This is a genomic window from Nonomuraea sp. NPDC059007, from assembly GCF_042740555.1.
Lineage (GTDB): Bacteria > Actinomycetota > Actinomycetes > Streptosporangiales > Streptosporangiaceae > Nonomuraea.
Genome location: NZ_JBHYJD010000023.1, coordinates 38,573 through 56,838 on the forward strand (window position 1 = coordinate 38,573; position 18,266 = coordinate 56,838).

At 71.5% G+C, this 18,266-nt stretch carries 16 protein-coding genes; 8 read left to right on the plus strand and 8 right to left on the minus strand.

Annotated elements, in window-relative coordinates; all coding sequences use genetic code 11:
- The first annotated feature begins 22 nt into the window (after positions 1-22).
- Together ACFWY5_RS32615 and ACFWY5_RS32620 are read left to right on the plus strand one after the other, a co-directional pair.
- Positions 23-787 (plus strand): TIGR00730 family Rossman fold protein, encoded by a 765-nt coding sequence (locus ACFWY5_RS32615; protein ID WP_379636493.1) that lies wholly within the window; start codon positions 23-25, stop codon positions 785-787.
- Positions 788-946: 159 nt separating this feature from the next.
- Positions 947-1,531: a TIGR00730 family Rossman fold protein gene (locus tag ACFWY5_RS32620; protein ID WP_379636495.1), complete on the plus strand. Its 585-nt coding sequence runs from the start codon at positions 947-949 to the stop codon at positions 1,529-1,531.
- An 11-nt stretch (positions 1,532-1,542) separates the two neighbouring features.
- Here ACFWY5_RS32620 and ACFWY5_RS32625 read toward each other — a convergent pair whose 3' ends face one another.
- Positions 1,543-1,824, minus strand: a complete 282-nt coding sequence (locus ACFWY5_RS32625) for a hypothetical protein (RefSeq protein ID WP_379610590.1) — start codon at positions 1,822-1,824, stop codon at positions 1,543-1,545.
- Positions 1,825-1,852: 28 nt separating this feature from the next.
- Here ACFWY5_RS32625 and ACFWY5_RS32630 point away from each other — a divergent pair, with 28 nt between their 5' ends.
- Both ACFWY5_RS32630 and ACFWY5_RS32635 read left to right on the plus strand, forming a co-directional pair.
- Positions 1,853-2,374, plus strand: coding sequence for a hypothetical protein (locus ACFWY5_RS32630; RefSeq protein ID WP_379610589.1), 522 nt, complete (start codon positions 1,853-1,855; stop codon positions 2,372-2,374).
- The gene (locus ACFWY5_RS32635) at positions 2,371-2,928 is read left to right on the plus strand and encodes a DNA-3-methyladenine glycosylase I (protein WP_379610587.1); all 558 of its coding nucleotides are present in this window, start codon (positions 2,371-2,373) and stop codon (positions 2,926-2,928) included. Before ACFWY5_RS32630 ends, ACFWY5_RS32635 begins: the two co-directional genes overlap by 4 nt.
- On the opposite strand, the gene ACFWY5_RS32640 is transcribed toward ACFWY5_RS32635, so the two are convergent.
- From ACFWY5_RS32640 to ACFWY5_RS32660, 5 genes are all read right to left on the minus strand, one after another.
- Positions 2,909-4,711, minus strand: coding sequence for a DUF2264 domain-containing protein (locus tag ACFWY5_RS32640; protein WP_379636497.1), 1,803 nt, complete (start codon positions 4,709-4,711; stop codon positions 2,909-2,911). The genes ACFWY5_RS32635 and ACFWY5_RS32640 overlap by 20 nt on opposite strands.
- Positions 4,708-7,161 carry a polysaccharide lyase 8 family protein gene (locus tag ACFWY5_RS32645; RefSeq protein ID WP_379636499.1) on the minus strand — a complete coding sequence of 818 codons (2,454 nt, stop codon included), beginning with the start codon at positions 7,159-7,161 and terminating at the stop codon, positions 4,708-4,710. Before ACFWY5_RS32645 ends, ACFWY5_RS32640 begins: the two co-directional genes overlap by 4 nt.
- On the minus strand, positions 7,158-8,522 hold the full coding sequence (locus ACFWY5_RS32650; RefSeq protein WP_379636501.1) for a M60 family metallopeptidase: 1,365 nt from the start codon (positions 8,520-8,522) through the stop codon (positions 7,158-7,160). The genes ACFWY5_RS32645 and ACFWY5_RS32650 overlap by 4 nt, the downstream gene beginning before the upstream one ends.
- An 89-nt stretch (positions 8,523-8,611) precedes the next feature.
- A complete protein-coding gene (locus tag ACFWY5_RS32655) occupies positions 8,612-9,700 on the minus strand; it encodes a LacI family DNA-binding transcriptional regulator (RefSeq protein ID WP_379636503.1) in 1,089 nt (362 codons plus the stop codon).
- Positions 9,701-9,717: 17 nt separating this feature from the next.
- Positions 9,718-10,716 carry a hydroxyacid dehydrogenase gene (locus ACFWY5_RS32660; RefSeq protein WP_379610582.1) on the minus strand — a complete coding sequence of 333 codons (999 nt, stop codon included), beginning with the start codon at positions 10,714-10,716 and terminating at the stop codon, positions 9,718-9,720.
- A 158-nt stretch (positions 10,717-10,874) separates the two neighbouring features.
- Between ACFWY5_RS32660 and ACFWY5_RS32665 the strand changes: the two genes are divergently transcribed.
- From ACFWY5_RS32665 to ACFWY5_RS32680, 4 genes are read left to right on the plus strand one after another with little or no spacing between them, the layout of a single operon-like run.
- Positions 10,875-11,870: an ABC transporter permease gene (locus ACFWY5_RS32665; RefSeq protein WP_379610581.1), complete on the plus strand. Its 996-nt coding sequence runs from the start codon at positions 10,875-10,877 to the stop codon at positions 11,868-11,870.
- Positions 11,857-12,747: a carbohydrate ABC transporter permease gene (locus ACFWY5_RS32670; protein ID WP_379610580.1), complete on the plus strand. Its 891-nt coding sequence runs from the start codon at positions 11,857-11,859 to the stop codon at positions 12,745-12,747. The genes ACFWY5_RS32665 and ACFWY5_RS32670 overlap by 14 nt, the downstream gene beginning before the upstream one ends.
- A 25-nt stretch (positions 12,748-12,772) precedes the next feature.
- Positions 12,773-14,428, plus strand: coding sequence for an extracellular solute-binding protein (locus ACFWY5_RS32675; RefSeq protein WP_379636505.1), 1,656 nt, complete (start codon positions 12,773-12,775; stop codon positions 14,426-14,428).
- Entirely contained in the window at positions 14,425-16,518 is a 2,094-nt protein-coding gene (locus ACFWY5_RS32680) for a right-handed parallel beta-helix repeat-containing protein (RefSeq protein ID WP_379636507.1), read from the plus strand. Before ACFWY5_RS32675 ends, ACFWY5_RS32680 begins: the two co-directional genes overlap by 4 nt.
- Here the strand turns inward: ACFWY5_RS32680 and ACFWY5_RS32685 are convergent.
- Both ACFWY5_RS32685 and ACFWY5_RS32690 read right to left on the minus strand, forming a co-directional pair.
- Positions 16,505-17,197, minus strand: coding sequence for a hypothetical protein (locus tag ACFWY5_RS32685; protein WP_379610577.1), 693 nt, complete (start codon positions 17,195-17,197; stop codon positions 16,505-16,507). The two genes, ACFWY5_RS32680 and ACFWY5_RS32685, sit on opposite strands and share 14 nt — an antisense overlap.
- Positions 17,197-18,201, minus strand: a complete 1,005-nt coding sequence (locus tag ACFWY5_RS32690) for a hypothetical protein (protein ID WP_379636509.1) — start codon at positions 18,199-18,201, stop codon at positions 17,197-17,199. Before ACFWY5_RS32690 ends, ACFWY5_RS32685 begins: the two co-directional genes overlap by 1 nt.
- Positions 18,202-18,266: the final 65 nt, after the last annotated feature.

Below are 18,266 nucleotides of genomic sequence, written 5' to 3' on the forward strand. Positions count from 1 at the left end.
CCAGAGGGATAGCGTGACCAGCATGAAGCAGTCACGTCCCGAGCGCCGCCAAGGGCAGGCGGTAGTACGAGGCAACCTCGTCCCCGAGTCCACTCACGACCAGCGCCTGCTCGACCGGCAGGGGTCCACCGACTGGCTGCACATGGATCCGTGGCGGGTGCTGCGCATCCAGGCGGAGTTCGTGGAGGGCTTCGGGCAACTGGCGGAGCTGCCGCCGGCGGTCACGGTGTTCGGGTCGGCGCGGACGCCTGACGACTCGCCCGAGTACGAGATGGGCGTGGAGCTCGGACGCGCGCTGGCCGAGTCGGGCTACGCGGTGATCACGGGCGGCGGTCCCGGCGTCATGGAGGCGGCCAACCGGGGCGCCACCGAGGTGGACGGCGCGGTCTCCGTGGGGCTCGGGATCGAGCTGCCGTTCGAGCAGAAGATGAACGACTACGTGGACCTCGGGATCGAGTTCCGGTACTTCTTCGTGCGCAAGACGATGTTCGTCAAGTACTCGTGCGGGTTCATCGCGCTGCCGGGCGGGTTCGGCACGCTGGACGAGCTGTTCGAGGCGCTGACGCTGGTGCAGACGCGCAAGGTGACGTCGTTCCCGGTGGTGCTGATGGGCACGTCGTTCTGGGGCGGGATGGTCGACTGGATCAAGAACACGCTCCTGGGCACTGGCAAGATCGCCGCCCAGGACCTCGACCTGATCCACCTCACCGACGACGTCCACGAGGCGGTCCGCATCATCGCGGAGGGCGACTCTCTTCGCTCTCAGCCTGCTGCCGAGCCCCAATAGCACCTCTCTCTGTTACGGCAAGCCCGGCCGGCGCCCCCCGCCGCCGTGGGCGGGGGCCGATCGTAGGGTCGCTTCTCACGTCGGACGTGGTTCCCGCCGCTACGGCGATGCGTCAGCCGCGACCATTGGTCGTGGCCAGGCCGCATAGGGTGGCATTTCGTGAATGTCTGTGTCTTCTGCGCCTCAAGCCTGAAAATCGACCGCAAGTACCTCGACCTGGCCGCCGACGTGGGCACCGAGCTGGCCAAGCGCGGCCACACGCTCGTCAGCGGCGGCGCCACCGTGTCCTGCATGGGGGCCGTCGGCGCCGCCGCCCGTGCCGCCGGCGGGCACACCGTGGGCGTCATCCCGCAGGTGCTGGTCGACATCGAGGTCGCCGACCACGACTCCGACGAGCTCATCGTCACCGCCGGCATGCGCGAGCGCAAAGGCGTCATGGACGCCCGCTCCGACGCCTTCCTGGTGCTGCCCGGCGGCATCGGGACGCTGGAGGAGCTCTTCGAGATCTGGACCGCCCGCGTCATCGGCATCCACGACCGCCCGCTGGTCATCCTCGACCCCTGGGGCCTGTACGACCCGCTGCGCCGCCTCATCGAGGACCTGTACGACGCCGGTTTCACCCGCGCCAACGTCTTCGACGCGATCGCCTGGACCACCACCGTGGACGACGCCATGGCCCACGTCGAAGCCACGCCCAAGCCGGTCCGCCCCTCCGTCGCCGAACTCGGCGAGGCCACTCCCTGAAGCGGCCCGTTTCAGGCCAGGCCGCGGCGGGTCAGGGCCGGGGGGCGGCGGCCGGCCAGGGAGTCGGTCATGTCGATGGCCTGCCGTACCTCGTCGTGGTGGTGGGTGATGAAGATCTGGGTTCCGTGCCAGCGGTAGACGGCGGCGGCGGCCAGGGCGGGGTTGAGGTCGGCGGGGAGTTCGACCACGACGACGGCGCCCGTCGCCACCAGGCGGGCGGCCTCCGCGGGGGAGCCGGCGAGGGTCCAGGAAGGGTCGACTCGCGTGCCCGGGGCGACAAGTGTGGGCTGCATGTCTCGATCGTATGAGTACGATGCCAATGTGCTGGTCGTACTCGCCATCGCCGCGCTCGCCATTCTCGCCTGTGTGGTGCTGGTCTCCCTCGGTAGGGGCGGTGAGCTGACCGAGTTCCCGCCTGACGTCCCGCCGCTCGATCTGCCCGAGTCAGGGCAACTGACGGCGGTTGACTTCATGGCGCTGCATCTGCCGGTCAACCTGGTCGGATATCACACGCAGAGCGTGGATGAGACGCTGCGGCGCGCCGCCGGCGCCATCAGCGCGCGCGACACCAGGATCGCCGTGCTGGAGCAGCGGGTCTCGGAACTGCTGTCCAGCAGGCTGCAGGCCCGGCAGGAGGTGTACGCCGCGCCGGGCGCCGGGCTCCGCACCGAGCACGAGCCGCCGGTCGTCGAGCGTGAGCTGGCCGAGGAGGGCGACGATCCCGAGGTGCCGGACGAGCCCGCCGTACCGGCGCCCGCGTCTGAGGATGCGGCGGAGAAGCAGCCCACGGCCACCGACGTGCTCGTCCACAAGGCGAAGGAGCCGGAGGGCGGGGCCGCGTGAGCGAGGTGATCCGCTGCTGGTGGACCGGCATGGCGGACCCGGTGTACATCGCCTACCACGACGAGGAGTGGGGCCGCCCGGTCCACGGCGACGACAAGGTGTTCGAGCGGGTGTCGCTGGAGGCGTTCCAGTCGGGGCTGTCGTGGCTGACGATCCTGCGCAAGCGCGAGAACTTCCGCGCCGCCTTCGACGGGTTCGCGATCGAGAAGGTGGCCGCCTACACCGAGCGTGACGTGGAGCGGCTGCTCGGCGACGCGGGCATCGTGCGCAACCGGGCGAAGGTCGAGGCGGTCATCGCCAATGCCCGGGCCGCGCTCGACCTGCCGGACGGGCTGTCGGAGCTGGTCTGGCGGCACGCCGACCCCGGCTCCCCGGTGCCCAAGGCGATGGGCGACGTCCCTGCCATCACCCCGGGCTCCAAGGCGCTGGCCAAGGAGCTGAAGAAGCACGGTTTCCGCTTCGTCGGACCGACCACCGCCTACGCGCTGATGCAGGCCATCGGCCTGGTCAACGACCACCTCGCCGACTGCGTCGTCAGGACCGGGCGACGCTGACCGTGTCGCCGTCGGGGAAGGTGATCTCGACGGCGTCCGCGCTCACCTCGACGCCGATGGCGTCTCGAAGGGCCGTCGGGTGTACGGCGTCGCCCGACAGCACCACGAGCGTCACGTGTGTACCCGGGCTGTCGGCCTCCAGCCGGGGCGTGGCCGAGTGGGGGCCGAAGGCGTTGGCCTCGACGTCGCGGACGACGGTGGCGTGCTGCCAGCCGTACAGGCCGATGAGCGCTGAGGTGAGCCCGTCCGCCCGGCGGGCCAGCGCCCATCCGGCCCCGGTCACCACCGCGGGCGGCGAGGCGTCGGCGACCGCGTAGCCGCCTTCCCGCACCGTGGAGCCGTCCGGCGCGGTGACGGCGTGGACGCGGATCTCCCACGGGCCGCGCACGACCGACGTGGTGGTGACGCGGTCGCCGCCGGGGGTCTCGTAGTAGGAGGAGGCGGTCCGGCCCTCGCAGGTCAGCGGGTGGATGGCGCCTCTGGGGGAGGCGGGCGAGACGGTGATGTGGTTGTCGGCGGCCCTGCCGTGGTCGGGGCCGGTGCGGGTGGAGTAGGCGAGCCGGGCGTAGTGGGGGTCGTCGGGCGGGGCGCCGTGATCGCTGCCGTGGTTGACCAGCCGGACCAGGCCGTCGTGCCGGGTGCCGTGCAGGAGCAGGCCGGTCGCGGGGACGGCGGCCACGACGTCGTGCTCGTCCAGCGGCAACGCCTGCTCGCGCTCGGTCCACACCGGGTGCTCAGGAGGCAGGAGCAGCCCCAGGAAGCCCTTCGACGCCCAGTAGGGGGAGGCGGGTCCCGAGTACGACTGCGTGGCCGGCAGGAACGTGTCGTACCAGCCGAGCGACAGCAGGCCGCGCGAGTCCGGCACCCCGCGCTCGGCGAAGTGCCGGACCACGGACGAGGCCAGCTTCCGCGTCTGCCCGCCCGACAAAGGGCTGGCGCCGGCCAAAGCGCCCATCCAGACGGGCGCGAGGGCGGCGAAGCGGTAGGTCAGCGACCGGCCGTGATGCATGGGCGCCCCATCCGACCCGAAGAAGTGCTGATACGTCGTCAGAAAGGTGTGGAGGCGGTCCCGGTACACCTCGCCCGACGCCCCCGACATCCGCGTCCACATCAGCGGATACAGGTGCAGCGCCCACCCGCAGTAGTAGTCGAAGTTGCGGGTGCCGCCGTCGGTGTACCAGCCGTCGCCGACGTACCACTCCTCGATCCGCTCCAGCCCCCGGTCGATCTCCTCCTGCCGGTACGGCCCGCCCACCGACTTGAGAAACTCCTCCGACACCGTCTGGAACAACATCCAGTTGTTGTCCCAGGTCCGCTTGCCCACGAACCCGCCCAGCCACTCGGCCACCCGCTCCCGTACCGAGGAGTCGAGCCGGTCCCAGAGCCAGGCCCGCGTCTCGTGCAGCCCGATCGCGATCGAGGCGGCCTCGACCATCTGCTGCGAGCAGTCGGTCAGCACCGGCCAGGAGTCGGGGGCCGAGGGGTCGGTCCCGGCGGCCAGGCCGTCGGCGTAACGCTCGATCAGGCCGGGCGGCGCCTCGCCCTTGGCTCCCGCGATCCGGAAGGCGGCCAGCAGGAAGGTGCGGGCGAAGCCTTCCAGCCCGTCCGAGCGCACACCGGACCAACTGGGCCGCCCGGGGAGGTCGTAGCGGGCCATACCCGGCGAGGCGTACGGCACGACCGCGTCGAGCAACTGATCGGCCACCGCCTCCCAATGGGCGCGGGTCCAGCCGGTGCGCGGGGAGAGGATGCGGTCGGTGGGCGGGAGGTGTAGGGAGGTCATGTCCTGCCGATCGCCAGTTCTGCGGTGTGCGTCCGGCCACCGGAGCCGGACAGGTTGACGGTGAGGGCCACGTTCCTTCCCAGGGTGACATCGACCGAATCGTCGGCCCGGATCAGGCGGTGGGCGGGGAGGCCCAGCGTGAGCCGTACCGTGGGGACCGTGCGGCCGGGGTCTGCGACGGCCACCCGGATGCGGCCCGCGACCTGGCGCACCAGGACCGTGCAGGGCGCGTCGGCGCTCACTCCGCCCGCGGCGCCCGCGCTCCAGAACGTGCCGGCGAACAGCCGGCCGCCGCCCACCGAGCGGCCCGACGCGGTGACCGCCTGCGCCGACGCGGTGTTGGCCAGCACCTTCACCCGGTCGAACGCCATGGTCTGCGCGGCCCCGGCGCCGGGCAGGACGACGTAAGCGTAGTTCGTGCCCGCGGGATCGCTGCCGTGGTCCAGCCAGAGCGTCACGTATTCCCGCGCGACCGGGTCCGAGGTGCCGCCGGTGCCGGGACCGTCGTCGATGGCCCGCCAGGCGTCGGTCCTGCGCTCGCGCAGCGTGCGCAGCTCGCCGGGGGACAGCAGGACGTAGCCCGCGACGCCGTGCAGGTGCGCCCGGCCGCCGCGCCGGGTGAGCCGGGCGGTGGTGCCGCGGTTCTCCACGATCGTCTCTATGGTCCGGTGGTCGGTGCTGGTGATCCCGGCGCCCAGGCAGACGACGGCGTCGTCCAGGCAGACCCAGCTCTTCCTGGCCGTCAGCGTGGTTCCGGCGGCCATCAGGTCGAGGCCGGCGACGCCGTAGCCGTCGATCGTGGCGCCGCCCGCCCAGGTGTTGGCCGGGCGGAAGGTCCCGGTGCCGCTGACCGAGACGGCCGGGTCGCGGTGCCGGGTGTCCACGGTAGTGCCGGCGAGGCGGTAGGAGTTCACGGTGGGCCAGTAGTCGGCGGTGTAGTGGTCCCTGCCGTCGACGCCGTCGGTGTAGAGGTAGGTGGCGCCGTCGCCCTGGTACCAGGCGCGGTAGTTCTCGCCGTTGCCGCACTCGTACATGGCGATCCGCCTGGACGACAGGCTGATCGCGAACGACCATCCGGGCCGCCGGTGCACGATCCGGTCCATCGCGGCGAACACGTGGTGGCCGGACGGTCGGGGCGCTGCGGCCACGGACCGGTCCGCCAGCAGCGCCTTGGCCCGCGCGGTCGCCGGTACGTCAGCCAGTTCCAGGAACCTGCCCCGGCGCACCCACCCCTTGGCCAGCTCGCGGAAGCGCGCGGCGTAGGGGGCGGGCGCCCCGGCGGCCAGTTGCAGCACGGCGTCCACGGTGTCTCTCCCGGCATGCTGGTCGCGCCCGAACTGCCTGGCCACCGCCCGCCCGCGCACGCTGTCCATCATCAGGCCGTCGTGGATCCAGGGCGCGTAGGTGCGCTCGACCGCGTCGAGGATCACCGACACCTTCGGGTCGCGCACCTCCCACGCCGAACCGCCGAGCAGCCCGATCACCGCGCTCACCGACTGCAGCAGCACGACCCCATAGGAGCCGGTATAGGCCACCACGTCGTGCTGGACGAACGAGCCGTCGGTGTAAAAGCCGTCGCCGGCGCTCACGTAGGCGAACAGCGAGCGCCGCCCGCCGTCGCGCACATCGGACAGGCCATCGCGGGCCAGCGCCAGCTTGGCGGCGTCCTCGCCGGCGATGCCGCGCAGCGCGACGATCAGCGCCTTGTCGGCGCGGTTGGCACCGGTCTCGGCGAAGTCCGTGAGGTTGGTACGCCGATCCGGGTTGGGGCAGAACCGGTCCACCGCCCGGATCCACGCGGCCCGCTGATCCGGGCTGACGAGGTCGTGCAGCAGCAGGCAGGTGTCCATGAGCGCGCGGGGGGCGCCGATCTCCCAGTGCCACCAGTTGCCGGTCTCGCGTTTGGTCTCGTTGTAGGCGCGGGCGTACAGGAGGTCGAGGCCGGCGAGGACGTCGCCGGCAAGGGTGGCGTCGCCGTACTGGGTGGTGCCCTTGGTCGCCCAGGCGAGGGCGAGCGTGCGCAGCCGCTGGTAGCTGGCCGCGATGTCGGCGCTCGCCCCGGTCAGCGGAAGGTCCGCCCAAAGGAAGGTACGGCCGGCCGCCCGCTCCATCGCCGTGCCGAACCCCGAGGCGGCGGCGTCAAGGCGCCCGAGCGGGGCCGCGAAGGCCGGATCCGCCGGATCGAACGACCCTCCGGCCAGCATGGCGACCCCCTTGGCCCGCAATGCCGCGAACTCGCCGACGCCGACGGCCGAGCCGGCGTCTGCAGCCGAGCCGGCGAAGGCAGCCGAGTCCGCAGCGGCGGCCGATCCCGTGGCGGAGGCTCCCGTGGTGGTAGGTCGCTTCGGAGTGAATCCCTGCGCGGCGGGTCCCATTGCGGCGGCCGGGTCGGCGCCCATCAGGACCGGTGCCGCGACCGCGCCCGCCAGCAGCGCCCGGCGGGTGATCATTCGCTCAGCCCGGACGGGTCGGCGGCGGGCAGGCCGAGCGCCGCCACCCTGTCCAGCCACTCCAGCGTCAGCGGCGCGCCCCACCGCGTCCAGAACCCGCTCAGGTCCCGCCCGGCGATCCGCGAGGTGTAGACGGCCAGGTATCCCCACCGCTTCGCGGTCTCGGTCCAGTCCGACGGCGGGTTCTCGGCCCGCACGAGCCGGTGCAGCCGGGGCCAGAACTCCTCGGTGAAGGCCAGCTCCAACTGCCGGAAAGGCACGAGCTTCTCGAAGGCCCCGAGCTTGGTGAAGTCCGCCACCGGCAGCTTCGGCTGCGCGCTCTGGTACGGCGTCAGCCCCGTCTTGGCGTCCGGCTTGGTGAGGTTGGACTGCTGCCCCAGCGCCCGCTGCGCGGCCAGCGCGTAGATGTTGACCGTCACCTCGGTCAGGTCGCCCGGCTTGTAGGCCATCTGCTGGTGCTGGTGGCCGAGCTCGTGGTAGACGCCCCAGCCGCGCGTGCGCAGCCCTTCCACGGTGAGCAGCCGGTCGAGGTACGTGCGCGGGTAGGCGGTCCAGCCGTGGGTGGCGTAGGCGCCGGCGCCCGTGGGCATCCGCGGCGCCTCCACCAGGTGGAACGGCAGCGGGGCGCGCTCGCTCGCCCGCAGCCCCGAAATGGCGGCGTGCGCGTCGATGATCGACTCGAGCAGGCGTAGGTGCGCGGCGTGATCCTGCTCGCGCCACTGCAGGATGCCCTCGCGGGTGACGGTGACGATGGCGCGTCCGGAGACCAGTTCGGCCTGCGGCACGCCGGCGAGCCGGTCGAGCTGGGCCTGGAAGTCCGCCTCCGTGGTCCGGCCGAGCCTGAAGACCGGCGCGTCCAGCCCGCCGCTCACGAACCTGACCCTGGCCTGCTCGCCCGCGCCGATCATGGACAGGTAGACCATGCCGCCTCCGGCGTCCTCGACGGTGTTGACGCCGGAGGTGAGCGGGTAGGCGCGCGGGTTCTTGTAGGCGATGTCGGGGTGGGTGTCGGGCGCGCCGACGTGCAGGGTGGGCGCGAGCCCGTCCTTGGTAGTGACCTCGACGATCAGCTTGGCGGCCGCGGGCAGGTAGACGCCGGTGTGGTGGAAGTCCGTGGTGCGCAGCGCCTGTTGCAGCCTCAGCCGCTCGCTTTCGGCCGCGACCCGCCCGCGGACGACCACGGTACGGCGAGCGGTACCCGCGGCCTGAGCGGGGTCGGCCTGTGCGAGGTCGGCCTGAGCGGGATCGGCCGACAAAGCATCGGCCGCCGCGGGAGAGGTCAGCAAGGGGGAGGCCAGGAGCGGGGAGGCCGCGAGGGCGCCGGTGAGGGTGAGGAAGCCACGTCTGGGGAGGTTTCGCATCGAGGTTCTCCTTGGCAGGGCCGTATGCCGCCGAGCTTGAAAGCGCTTACTAGGCTCCGTCAAGGTTTTCCGGAACTTTCTACCGGTTTCTATCGGCGACCTGCTGCTTTTCTGCTCTGTGGGGAGGCAAGCGGTTTCGGCGCGCCCACGGATTCCCTGGCCACGATGCTGGTCCCGACCCGGGTGCTGGTCTGCACGGGGGACAGGTAGTCGCTGCCGTCGGAGATGCCGAGGGCCAGCCGTACGGCCTGGCGGCCCATCTCCTCCAGCGGGATGCGCACGGTCGTCAGCCGGGGACGGAGCTCCTGGGCGAGCGGGACGTCGTCGTAGCCCACGACGGACATGTCGCCCGGCACCGTGAGCCCGGCCGCCTCCAGCGCCTGCATCGCCCCGGCCGCGACGATGTCGTTGGCCGCGAAGATCGCGGTGAAGTCGGCGCCCTCGGCCAGCAGTTCCCTGACGCGCTCGTAGCCGAAGCGGCGGCTGAGCGGGCCGGGCTGGACGAGGTCGTCCGTGTAGGGCAGCCCGCGCAGCTCCAGCGCGCGCTGGTGCCCGGCCAGGCGGGCGACGGTGGTGGAGAAGAGCGCGGGGCCGCCCAGGAACAGGATGCGCCGGTGCCCCTGGGTGATCAGATGGTCGGTGATGGCGAAGGAGCCGCCCTCGTTGTCGTACTCGACGACCTTGGTCGGCACGTCGCCGCCCACCGACGGCCGTCCGCACAGCACGAGCGTGGAGCCGCTGGCGTGCAGGGCGCGGGCCCGGCGGCCGACCTGGGTGGCGTAGGCGCGGTCCTCGTAGGCGCCGCCGACCAGGATGACCGCGTCGGCCCGCTGCTCGTGCAGCAGGTCGATGAGCGCCAGTTCCTGCTCGTGGCTGCCCTGGGTGCAGCAGATGATGCAGAGCCTGCCCTGCGCGGTGGCCTCGCGCTCCACGCCGCGGGCGATGAAGGCGTAGAACGGGTCGATCACGTCGTTGATGATGATCCCGACGGTCCTGTTCGTCGCCCCGGCCAGGGCGCGGGCGTGCGCGTTGGCCACGTAGCCCAGCTCGCTGATGGCCGCCTCCACCCTGGCGCGCGTCGACTCGGCCACCGGGTAGTTGCGGTTGATCACCCGAGAGACGGTCGCGCTGGACACGCCGGCGAGTCTGGCCACGTCGGCGATGGTCGCCTCGGTCACGGGCCCTCCCTTGTCACTCACGCTATTCTGCCCAGTTCGTCGATGTGGATCTCGTGCCTCAGCGGCCGGCCCGAGCAGTAGCGCGCCACCTCGTCCAGCGCCGAGTCGGCCAGCCTGGCCAGTTCGCCGCCCTGGGCTCCGGCCAGGTGCGGCGTGACGAAGACGTTGGGCAGCGCGAAGAACGGGTGGCCGGGCGGCAGCGGCTCGGGATCGCTGACGTCGAGTATCGCGTCGAGCCTGCCGCTCGTCACCTCCTCGGTCAGGGCGAGCGTGTCCACGAGCGCGCCGCGGGCGGTGTTGACGAGCACGGCGCCGTCGCGCATGAGCGCCAGCCGGTCGCGGCCGATCATCTGATGCGTCTCCGGGGTGTCCGGCGCGTGCAGGGTGACCACGTGCGAGCGGCGTACCAGTGTGTCGAGGTCGGTCAGCCGTCCGCCCAGCGCCGCGGCCTCGCCCGGATCGGCGTAGGGGTCGTAGACCAGCACCTCGGCGTCGAGGTTGCGCAGCAGCGCGAGCACCCGCCTGCCGATGCGTGACATGCCGACGACGCCGATCGTGATCCGGTGGGTGCCCAGCCACGGCATGCCGGAGAAGTCCCGCCTGCTGCCCTGGGTGCGGTAGCGATGGGCCATCGTGAACGCCCGCTTCGCCCCGAACACGATCGCCGCGAAGGTGAACTCGGCCACCGGGATCGCGTTCGCGTCGGCCGCGCTGGAGACGCGTACGCTGCGCAGTACCACCGGATCCAGGAACGTCTTCACGGTGCCCGCGGCGTGTGCGATCAGCCGCAGCCCCGGCGCGGCCCGGAGCAGCCGCTCGTCGAACGGCGGGCAGTTCCAGCCGGTCACGAGCACCTCCGTCTCCGCCAGGATCTTCTCGTCCACCTCGTGCATGACCTCGTCGTGGAGGTCGACCAGGCGGGCCAGCCGGTCGAGGGCGCCCCCGCTGAAGACCGACTCGCGCACGCCGGGCCCCATGGCCAGGGCGGCACGCGGTCTTCGGCTCTCTTCCCGCACGTGTTTCGCTCCCCGATAGTAAGCGCGTTCTATGAACTTGAGGCCGCACGCTAGGCCCTGCCTGCGGTGCAGTCAAGCGATCTGCCCTTTCGCTAGCAAGGGTCTTGACGAATGGGGAAAACGCTTACTACGGTCACGGCCAATCGGAGGGACGACGCATGACGACTTCATCGCAACCGCGTGCCGCCGTGACGCCCCGCCGTGTCGCAACCGGTACGGCGGGCGCCGCGCCACGCAAGCTGCCTCTGCGCAAGCGGATCTGGCGTGACCGGGTCATGCTGCTGCTGACCCTGCCGGGGCTGGTCTACTTCCTGGTCTTCCACTACGCCCCGCTCATCGGGTACGTGGTGGCGTTCAAGGACTACCAGCCGTACGTGGGCTTCATCGACAGCCCGTGGATCGGCCTGGCCAACTTCGAGCTGGTCTTCGGCGACAGCCGGTTCTGGACCTCCGTGGTCAACACCCTGAAGATCACGCTCACCCAGCTCGTGCTCTTCTTCCCGGCGCCGATCGCCCTGGCTCTGCTGCTCAACAGCGTGATCAGCGACAAGGTCCGCAGGTTCGTGCAGAGCGTGGTCTACCTGCCGCACTTCATCGGCTGGGTGATCATCGTCTCGATCTTCCAGCAGATCCTCGGCGGCGCCGGCGCGCTGCCCAACCTGCTGGAGAGCGTGGGCCTGCCCCGGGTCGACGTCATGACGAACCCGGACACCTTCCCGCTGCTCGTGGCGCTGCAGGTGCTCTGGAAGGACGCCGGCTGGGGGACGATCATCTTCCTGGCCGCGCTGCTCTCCATCAACCAGGAGCTCTACGAGGCGGCGGCCATGGACGGCGCGGGCCGATGGCGCCGGCTCTGGCACGTCACGCTGCCCGGCATCACGCCGATCATCGTGCTGCTGCTCATCCTCAACCTCGGCAGCATCCTGTCGGTCGGCTTCGAGCAGATCCTGCTCCAGCGCGACGCGGTCGGGCCCGAGTCGGCCGAGGTGCTGGACACGTTCGTCTACTACAACGGCATCCGGGACGGCCAGTGGGGCCCCGCCGCGGCGGTGGGCCTGATCAAGGCGATCGTCGGCGCGGCCCTCGTGCTCGGCGCGAACAAGGTGGCGCACCTGCTGGGCCACGAGGGGGTGTACCGCGGTGCGGCCAAGTGAACGTCCGGCCTGGATGGAACGGCCGGGCAAGGCCGGCCTGGCCGTCAAGGGCGCGATCCTGCTCGGCGTGAGCCTGCTGGTGATCTACCCGTTCGTCGGCGTGATCGGCACCAGCCTCTCGGCCGAGACCGACATCGCCAAGGCCGGCGGCTTCGTCCTGCTGCCGTCCGCGCCGCAGCTCGACGCCTACCGGGCCATCTTCGAGGGCGGCACCGTCACCCGCGCGCTGCTCGTCAGCGTGCTCGTGACCGGCATCGGCACGCTGGCCAGCCTCGCCGCCACGATCGGCATGGCCTACGGGCTCAGCCGCCGCGAGGTCACCGGTTCGCGGGCCATCCTGGTCGTGGCGCTGTTCACGATGCTGTTCAACCCGGGCATCATCGCCGGCTTCCTGACCGTCCAGCAGCTCGGCCTGCTCAACACCTTCGCCGCGCTCGTCCTGCCCAGCCTGGTCAGCGCCTTCAACCTGGTCGTCCTGCGCTCGTTCTTCATGAACCTGCCGAACGAGCTGATGGAGAGCGCCCGCATGGACGGCGCCGGCGACCTGCGCATCCTCGTCCGGATCGTGCTGCCGCTGTCGAAGGCGGTGATCGCGGTGATCGCCCTGTTCTACGCGGTGGCGTACTGGAACGCCTTCTTCAACGCCCTTCTCTACCTCGACGACACCGAGAAGTGGCCGCTGCCGATGATCCTGCGCATGTTCGTGCTCCAGGGCCGGACGCTGGAGAGCCTCGGCGGCGGCGCGGAAGCACCTGCCCCCGTCCAGGCCATCCAGATGGCGGTGCTCGTGGTGGCGGTCGTCCCGATCCTCATCGTCTACCCCTTCCTCCAGCGCTACTTCACCAAGGGCGTGCTCACCGGCGCCATCAAGGGCTGAACCCCCCACCCGAAGGAAGATCCACATGAACCTCTCCAGGCGCGGCTTCCTCGGCCTCGCCGCGGGCGTGGCCGTCACGTCGCTGGCGAGCGCCTGCGGCGGCGGCGCGCAGGCGCCCGCGACGAAGGCCCAGGGACTCACGGTCAAACTGCCGACCTACACGCCGCTGTCCTCGATCCCCAAGCCCGACCTGCCCGGGACCGCGGCGGGCGTGCCCGACGCGTACTTCACCTACCCGAAGGAGCTGTTCAAGGCGGTCCAGAAGCCGCCCATGTCCGGCGGCCAGGTGAAGATCGCGATGAAGACGTTCCTGCCGCCGCCGCCCGGCCGCGAGCAGAACGCGGCCTGGCGGGAGATGGAGAAGCGGCTCGGCGGCACGGCCGACGTCATGATCGTGCCCACCGACGACTGGCCGACGAAGTTCTCCACGCTGGTCGCGGGCGGCAACCTGCCCGACATCTTCCCCTACATCTCCACCCAGGGCGTCAACAACCTGCCCGCCTTCGCCGCCAGCCAGTGCGCCGACCTGACCCCGTTCCTGTCGGGGGACAAGGTCAAGGAGTACCCGAACCTGGCCGCGCTGCCCGAGGTCTTCTGGAAGCAGGGCATCATCGGCGGCAAGCTCTACGGCGTGCCCGTGCCGCGCAACCTCGTCGGCGGCCTCGGCTTCTACCGGCACGAGATGTTCGCCCAGGCCGGCGTCACCGACCTGGCCCAGATCACCGATCTCGACCGCTTCGCCGAACTGCTCAAGGAGCTGACCAGGCCGCAGGAACGGCGCTGGGCGATCGTCACCGCCACCGGCGGCGTCTTCGGCCTGTCGATCTTCACCCAGCTGTTCGGCGTGCCGCTGGAGTGGCGCCTGGACAAGGCGAGCGGCAAGCTCACCCACGCCATCGAGACCGAGGAGTACCGGGCGGCCCTGGAGTACGTGATCAAGCTGCGCGAGGCCGGCGTCATCTACCCGGGCTCGGAGGGCTTCGACACGCTCAAGCGCAAGAACGAGTTCAACTCCGGCCGCGCCGCCATCACCTACGACGGCCTGCCCGCCTACCTGGGCCCCGGCAACTACCTGCAGACCCAGAAGAAGATCGACCCCAAGGCCGACCCGCGCCCGCTGCTGCCCATCGGCGCCAAGGCCGTGACGTTCGCCAACAACATCGCCTTCTCCACCAACCTGCTGAAGAAGGCCGGCGAGGCCAGGGTCAAGGAACTGCTGCGCGTGGCCGACTTCTTCGCCGCGCCGTTCGGCAGCGAGGAGTTCACGCTCATCCAGTACGGCCTGGCGGGCACCGACCACACCCGCGACGACCAGGGCAACCCGATCCTGACCGATCAGGGCGCCAAGGACATCACCGTCCCGTGGAAGTACATCGCCGCGCCCACCCAGGCCGTCTACGACCCCACCTCGCGCGAGGGCGTCGAGCACGTGCACGCGGCGCTGTCGAAGATGATCCCCCAGGCGGTCTACGACCCGACCACCGGCATGTTCTCCCCGACCGCCGAGAACAAGTTCGAGTCGCTCTACACCATGCGCAACGACAAGGTCACCTCGATCGTCGCCGGCCGGGCCAAACTGAGCGAGCTGGACCAACTGGTCAAGGACTGGCGGGCGCAAGGCGGCGACAAGATCCGCGCCGAGTTCGAGCAGGCGCTCCAACAGTCGGGCGGTCCCCGGTGAAGGTCTACCGGGTCGCCCCCGGCCACTCCCTGGAAACCGCCCGCGACAAGGTACGGCAGGCCGTGGCGGCCGGCATCGGCCACGACATCGAGATCCGCCTGTCCGGCGGCCTCCACCGGCTGGCCGGCCCCCTGACCCTGGACGAGCGCGACAGCGCCCCCGAGGGCCGCACGATCACCTGGACCGCCGAGCCCGGCGAGAAACCGGTGCTGTCCGGCGGAGTACACCTGACCGGCTGGCGTGAGGAGGCGGGCCGCTGGGTCACCGAGGCGCCGGAGGGCGTGTCGCCCAGGCAGCTGTTCGTGGGCGGCGTCCGGGCGGTGCGGGCCAGGAGCGACCCCCGCCTCGCGGCGGCCGGCGAGGTTACCAGGGACGGCATGACCGGGGCGCCGGCCGGCGTCGTGGCCGCCTGGTCCGATCCGGGCAACGCCTCGGCGGTCATCCGGGTGCGCTGGCGCAACTACCACTGCCGCGTCGACAGGGTCGAGGGCGACCGCGTCGTCTTCGCCCGGCCGTGCTGGGCCAACTCGGCGTCCGGCACCGGCCGCACCGGCCCCGCCTGGGACTTCACGACCGTGGACGCCGACCGCCACGCCAAGATGGTCCACTTCGAGAACGCCGTCGAGCTGCTCGACCGGCCGGGCGAGTTCGTCTATGACCGCGGCAGCCGTACCGTCACCTATCTGCCGCGCGCGGGGGAGAGCCCCGAGGACGTCGTCGCGCCCGCGACCGAGACGCTGCTGCGGATCGAGGGCGCGGCGCGGGTACGGGTGCGCGGGCTGGCCTTCGAGCACGCCGCCTACCGGCAGCCGGACACCGAAGAGGGCTACGCGGGCACGCAGGCGGGGCTCACGCTGACCGGCGCCACCGGCCCGGCCGGCCAGGCGGGCCGCCACTACACCAAGCCGGCGGCGGCGCTCGTGGTCCGCGGCGGGCGGGAGATCGCGGTCGAGGACTGCGTGTTCACGCGGCTCGGCGGCGCCGGCGTGATCTTCGAGGCGGGCACGAAGGACTCCTCGATCACCGGCTCCACCTTCGCCGACCTGTCCTCCGGCGCGGTCTACGTCGGCGACACCGAGCCGAACCCGCCCGCCGGGCTGCGCGGCGAACGCAACACCGTGGCCCGCAACCTCATCATCCAGGTGGGGATCGAGTTCACCGACGCGGTGGGGATCTGGGCCGGGTACGAGAGCTCGCTGGTCGTGGATCACAACACGCTGGAGCGGCTGCCGTACTCGGGAATCTCGGTCGGTTGGGGCTGGAACCAGCCCGAGGCGCAGAACCCCGACATGCGCGACAACAAGCTGACCAACAACCGGATCACCGACGTGATGCTCGTCGAGCACGGACAGCACGACGGCGGCGCCATCTACACCCAGGGCCCGCAGCCCGGCACGGTGATCAGCGGCAACTACGTCAACCGCTCCGCCTACGGCAACACCGAACGCGACGGCAACGGCGTCTACCTGGACGAGCAGAGCTCCCACATCCGCGTCGAAGGCAACGTGATCACCCGCGTCGGCTACAAGTGGATCTCCAACTGGGCCGAGTACGGCATCGGCAATCTCGCCACCGGCAACTGGACCGACACCGACGCCCCGCCCCTGTCCGGCCGCGGCTCGCGCGCCGAGCACAACCACACCGCTCTGGAACGGCTCCCGCCCGACGCCCTGGACGTGGCCGGGCGAGCCGGAGCCACCCCAGGCGAGGTCGAGCAACTGGCCCCCGACCTGGCCCGGGGAAGGCCCGCCACCCAGTCGACGACCGAGGCTCCGGCGGCCAACGCCGTGGACGGCTCCACTGCCACCGACAGCAGGACGGCGAGCGAACCCGGCGCCTGGTGGCAGGTCGACCTCGGCGCCGCCCTGCCGCTGACCGAGGTGGAGATCTGGAACGACGCCGCTATGACCACCTCCGGCTTCGACGTCGTCCTGGCCACGCGCGCCGACCTGTCCGACGCCCGGCGCGTCCACGTGCCGGGCAGGGCGCTGCGGCCCACGTTCGTGCCGGTCACGGGTGAGGCCCGCTACGTCCGCCTCCAGCGCGCGGACACCGGCGGGATCGGCCTGGCCGAGGTCAGGGTTCGCTAGGCAGGCGGCGCCAGTACTGCTTCTTGCCGTCCTCGCGCACCACCAGGTCCAGCCGGGCCAGCTCGGCCCGCAGCTCGTCGGCGTCGTCCTTCTGGTCCTTCTCCAGGGCCACCTGCCTGGCCCTGAAGAAGGCGTGGGCGGCGGCGTCCAGGCCGGGGTGCCCGTCGGCCCACAGCCGGAACTCCGCCCCGGCCGGATCGCCGGCGACCCACGGATAGCCGCGGGCCAGGAAGGCCCGCTCGATGTCGGCCCGCCGGGGCAGGTCACCGCGGGTCCTGACCAGTTCCTCGGTCCGGTGCCCCTGGACGACGACGCGCTCGCCGTCCAGGAAGACGGCCGACGCGTCGGCCCTGAGCGCCTCCCATCGCCGCTCGCCGTGCGTGAAGACGGCCCGCGTGTCGTCCACCGCGATCCCCAGGTGGTCGGCGATGACCAGGAACGCCAGCACCAGCCCGGCCACGGCCCCCAGCCCGAGCGCCCCCATCGTCGCGTACGGCTCCGCCAGCCCCGCCAGCAGCTTGACCGGCTTCTCGAACGGCACCCACGGCCAGGTCGCCGCCCACCCGATGAGCGCCTTCACCAGCCACAGCACCCCCGCCCCCAGCAGCGGCCCGCCCGCCCAGACCAGCACGCGGTGCAGGGCGGGAATCGTCACGACGGTCTGGTCAGAAGCAGGCATCAGCGAAGTTCGGCTTTCTTTCCGGCGGCTTTCTTACCAGCAACGATGATCAGCACGACCACGCCCAGGGCGAAGGCCGTGTTGTGGCCCAGTTTGGCGGCTGTGGAGACGTCCCCGATCGGCTGGGTGACGAACGCGCCCGCGGCCTGGGCCAGCAGCGCGGCGCCCGCCGCGGCGAGCCGGTGTATCTGCCCCCAGCCCGTCCGCCTCGACCACAGCACCAGGAGCACGGCCAGCACCGCGAGCCGCCCCGCGTAGACGGCGAACCCCGTCCAGTCGACCAGGGAGGTCGTCCACTCCAGGACCTGGGAGACCGACATGAGGACGAACGTCACCCCGCCGACCACCCACGGACCGGGCGCGGGCCGCGAATCCGCGGGCCCCGGCCGCGTCCTGACCGCGAACGCCACCGCGACCAGCGCCAGGACCACCGCGCCCGCCCCGGCCAGCTGCCCTGTGGACGGGACGAAGTTCTCGGTCTCCAGATGCCACCGGACCACGAACCACGCGGCGCCCGCGAACGCCACCGCCGTGACGACCGTCCCCGGCCACCCCAGCCACGGCGTGGTCCTGCGCTCCGGCCGCATGAACGACTCCACGATCGCGATCGGCGCGCAGATGCTGAAGACCACGTGCCCGGCCACCCAGTGCAGCGACAGGTACGCCCCGATGCCGAGCTGCGGGATGTAGGTGGGCTCCAGCATCGGCGCCAGGAACGAGATGTCGCGGTAGGACGGGTTGAACATCGCCTGGTCGATCAGGCCGGGCTGGAGCACGCCGAAGGCCGCCGCCAGCAGGAACATCGCGGGCCAGCCCCGGCCGGCCCTGCGGGCGCCCTCGCGGATGAGGAGGGCGGCGGCGCCGTACAGGGGGACGAAGACGATCAGGCCGCCGAGCAGCTCGGTGACATTGCCCGTGGAGGTGTCGTAGCCGCTGAGGTACTCGGCGCAGGCCGGGGCCAGGAGCAGCAACCCCAGCGCCGGTGGCAGGCCTTTGAGGGACATGCCCACGACGCTAGGGACGGCGGTGGCCGACGCGGATCGGTCCTCGGGCTATGGGGGACCGACCA

Excerpts from the sequence above, each read along its gene's own strand:
- ACFWY5_RS32615 (WP_379636493.1), top strand. The coding sequence starts at position 23 with ATGAAGCAGTCACGTCCCGAGCGCCGCCAAGGGCAGGCGGTAGTACGA.
- ACFWY5_RS32675 (WP_379636505.1), top strand. The coding sequence starts at position 12,773 with ATGAACCTCTCCAGGCGCGGCTTCCTCGGCCTCGCCGCGGGCGTGGCC.
- ACFWY5_RS32685 (WP_379610577.1), bottom strand. The coding sequence starts at position 17,197 with ATGCCTGCTTCTGACCAGACCGTCGTGACGATTCCCGCCCTGCACCGC.
- ACFWY5_RS32690 (WP_379636509.1), bottom strand. The coding sequence starts at position 18,201 with ATGTCCCTCAAAGGCCTGCCACCGGCGCTGGGGTTGCTGCTCCTGGCC.
- ACFWY5_RS32640 (WP_379636497.1), bottom strand. The coding sequence starts at position 4,711 with ATGACCTCCCTACACCTCCCGCCCACCGACCGCATCCTCTCCCCGCGC.
- ACFWY5_RS32665 (WP_379610581.1), top strand. The coding sequence starts at position 10,875 with ATGACGACTTCATCGCAACCGCGTGCCGCCGTGACGCCCCGCCGTGTC.
- ACFWY5_RS32625 (WP_379610590.1), bottom strand. The coding sequence starts at position 1,824 with ATGCAGCCCACACTTGTCGCCCCGGGCACGCGAGTCGACCCTTCCTGG.
- ACFWY5_RS32645 (WP_379636499.1), bottom strand. The coding sequence starts at position 7,161 with ATGATCACCCGCCGGGCGCTGCTGGCGGGCGCGGTCGCGGCACCGGTC.
- ACFWY5_RS32650 (WP_379636501.1), bottom strand. The coding sequence starts at position 8,522 with ATGCGAAACCTCCCCAGACGTGGCTTCCTCACCCTCACCGGCGCCCTC.